The 3,241-nt window shown below is 42.5% G+C and carries 4 protein-coding genes; 2 read left to right on the top strand and 2 right to left on the bottom strand.

Annotation, left to right across the window (positions count from 1 at the left end; all coding sequences use genetic code 11):
* Window positions 1–233: 233 nt before the first annotated feature.
* A complete protein-coding gene (locus tag PX481_RS06155; protein WP_103112416.1) occupies window positions 234–1,229 on the top strand; it encodes an L-lactate dehydrogenase in 996 nt (331 codons plus the stop codon).
* 579 nt (window positions 1,230–1,808) lie between these two features.
* Window positions 1,809–2,111 (top strand): hypothetical protein, encoded by a 303-nt coding sequence (locus PX481_RS06160; protein WP_002763207.1) that lies wholly within the window; start codon window positions 1,809–1,811, stop codon window positions 2,109–2,111.
* Between the two features lie 217 nt (window positions 2,112–2,328).
* Here PX481_RS06160 and PX481_RS06165 read toward each other — a convergent pair whose 3' ends face one another.
* Together PX481_RS06165 and PX481_RS06170 are read right to left on the bottom strand one after the other, a co-directional pair.
* Window positions 2,329–2,583: a hypothetical protein gene (locus tag PX481_RS06165; protein ID WP_002755102.1), complete on the bottom strand. Its 255-nt coding sequence runs from the start codon at window positions 2,581–2,583 to the stop codon at window positions 2,329–2,331.
* Between the two features lie 157 nt (window positions 2,584–2,740).
* Window positions 2,741–3,085 carry a pepsin/retropepsin-like aspartic protease family protein gene (locus PX481_RS06170; RefSeq protein WP_288094002.1) on the bottom strand — a complete coding sequence of 115 codons (345 nt, stop codon included), beginning with the start codon at window positions 3,083–3,085 and terminating at the stop codon, window positions 2,741–2,743.
* Window positions 3,086–3,241 lie beyond the last annotated feature (156 nt).

The raw sequence follows: 3,241 nt of genomic DNA on the forward strand, positions 1-3,241 counted from the left end.
CACCCCCCTTATCAAGGGGGGCAGGGGGGATCCCCCCGCCTATCGGCACCCCCCTTATCAAGGGGGGCAGGGGGGATCGAACCTAAAATCCATTTTTAATTTAATTATAACCAGCTACTTACCGGAAAAAAATGGCCGGTAACGTCCTCAAAATCTCTTTATAGTCTCCTTTTACCTGATATTAACCATTCCCCCTTAAAATGAGCTTACCGAGCCAGTAACTGCAAAAATCTATGCTAGATAAAATATTTACTCCCAATCCCTACGCTGAAAAACCCGCTCCTCTACGTCCTCGCAAGGGGGTAATTATCGGTGTTGGTCAGGTGGGGATGGCCTGCGCTTACTCGATGTTAATTCAAGACTGTTTTGATGAATTAATTCTGCAAGATATCGCCACGGATAAAGTCGAAGGGGAAGTGATGGATTTAAGGCACGGAATGCCTTTTATTGAACCCACAGACTTGAAAATGGGAACCGTGGCCGATGTGGGACAAAATGCCGATGTGGTGATTATTACTGCCGGGGCCGCCCAAAAAGAGGGAGAAACCAGATTACATCTCCTTGAGCGAAATGTGGCGATTTTTCGCCGTATTCTGGAGGATGTGGCTGTTTACTGCCCCAGTGCTTTGATTTTGGTGGTGAGTAATCCCGTCGATATCATGACCTATGTTACCCTGAAAATAACCCATTTTCCGCCTTCTAGGGTGATTGGTTCGGGTACGGTGCTAGATTCTGGCCGTTTACGCTCTCTTTTATCCACCCAACTCCATGTAGATGCGCGTAACGTCCACGCATATATTATCGGTGAACACGGGGATAGTGAGCTTGCTGTCTGGAGTTCGGCCAATATCGGAGGAGCAAGGTTACTAGAAGGAGATTGGCAGGATTTAAGCGCGGCCGACCAAGAAAGCTTAACAGAAATTTTTCTTCAGGTTAAAAACGCCGCCTATGAAATTATCAAACGCAAGGGTTATACTAGCTATGCGATCGGTTTAGCTACCACGGATATCGTTAAAGCGATTTTACGTTCCCAAGAAAGAATTCTCACTATTAGCACTCTCCTCGATGGTCAATACGGTCTCAAAGATGTGTGTTTAAGTATTCCCTCGGTGGTTAACGAGAAAGGAGTAATTAAAACTCTGAATCTTGCTCTCAGTCCCAGAGAAACGGAACAGTTACATAATTCGGCCAAAATTATGCGCGATTTAATCGATCAACTCAAAATTTAACTTAGGGTTGGCTGAATAAATCTAAAAACATTGTTGGCTAAGATTTTTAGATTTTTTTGCCCTCAAAAAGTGCCGAACATAAGAGCGATCAAGGGGAAATTTTAGGCACTTTTTCCCCGAAAATTAGGTAATTGTGGGGTGGACTGAAGCAAGTAGTGCTAGACTTCCCGAAAAGTCTATTTTATTTCAGTTTGTTGTTAGGGATATGCTCTGGCTAATACGCTTTTGGTTATGATATGCGGAAAAGTTCGCTGCGATGGTGCTAATAAGCTAAACGGCGCTTAACCTGCATGATCCAATAGCTATAACCCTTTTGGAGTCTATATCGGTGATCCGAAGTAAAAGCCGTTTAGCTTACTAAATCCGTTGAGTTTAGGCTAATTATGAGGACAGGCAAAAGGCAAGAGGCAAGAGGCAAAAGGGAAAATATATAATCAGTCTTTAATAAACGAATTTAGTATGATATGTCGAGAGTGTTTACATATCGTTACTCTGAGGATTGTTATTCGGAAATTTGCTGTATAATAAATACTGAGAATACGCTCGCGACTGGAAGGTCGCAACAGTTTCGGGCATATCATGTATGCGACCATCGAAAAGGTGGATATTATGTCATACGCATCTGGTGAATGGACCGCTTTTAGTTTTGCTATAACTGAATCCGCAAAAAATGTATTTGACGCCGCTTTAAAAGGTTTTGTTGGGGTAGAATACACCCCATTGGCCTTTGCAACTCAGGTTGTTGCGGGGATGAATTACTGCTTTTTATGTAAAGGAAAAGTTGTTTATCCTAACGCACCTGATCTCGTAGTACTGGTCTATATTTATAAACCACCACAAGGAGCTCCTCACATCACCAAAATCTCACAGATTAATCCTTGAAATTAGCCGATCTTGTAGTTAATGAAATGTAACGCACCTCTTTTTTCTCTAGCCGTGGTGCGATGCCGAAGGAACTGCGTAGCAGTACGCCGATCTGGTAGGGTGTGTTAATGAAATGTAACGCACCTCTTTTTTCTCTAGCCGTAGTACCATGCTCATTCATTGAAGCAAGTGATTGTAAGCTAACGGGGTTTTTTGATTTTTGAAAAGGCGATCGTTAGTTACCGTCCTGACTTAAAAAATAGCCAACTGCACGCTGAAGCTGTTCCATCCCTTGTTGCAGTTGGTCAATACGAGCCTTAGATTCCTCCATTTGTTGAGCAGTAGCTTCCACAAACCGATCAATACGCCGATTCGTTGCCTCACTGATTGCTGCTAATCTGTCAATATTGCTTTCTATTCGCTCTATTCGCTGCTGACTTGCCTCTAGACTGGCTTCAATACGGTCTAACCGAGAACTTTGCCACCACATTTAGTTAACACCTTGAAAATAAGCGATTATTGTCCTCAGTTTAGCAAATCTTTAGACAAATTAATCTCTTTTCATAGGGCGATCGCTTGAGGTGAAACTGCGATCGCTGGTTGCTTAGTTAATGAAATGTAACGCACATATTTTTTCTCCAGTCAAACTATTTTTGACTAATCTCGAATGCTAAGTCGTATCTGTAAAAACAGACATCAAAGGCAAGAAAGAAGTTCATCTGTCCTAGTATTAGCGGCGCATATTTATCTTGTGTCCAAGCAAAGGCTAAATCTACGGCGGGGAATTGCTCAACAGTAGCTTTAACAACCAATGCACCAGCTTCAAATCTAGCTAAATTACCTCCTAATGGCAGAGATAGCCTTTGATTTTCCCAGACTGCACCTAAAGCTAAACCCATTTCATAAGGCAACACATTAACACTAGAACCAGTATCCAAGAGACCCGAAACATTCAAGGATTGACTTTGATAAGTTAATGTCAATGTTGACACTCCCGTCGCGCTTATGCGAGGGATTCTTGGTTCACTGACTCAAGTTGTCTTAGCAGGTATTTCTACCAACCAAAATAGAGCTTAAATCTCCCCAAGCGTTTAGGTCTAACGACCAGCTTCCGATATGCCCTATCGTAGCTTTTTTGAGTATATTTA

Source organism: Microcystis sp. M53603_WE2 (assembly GCF_030065435.1).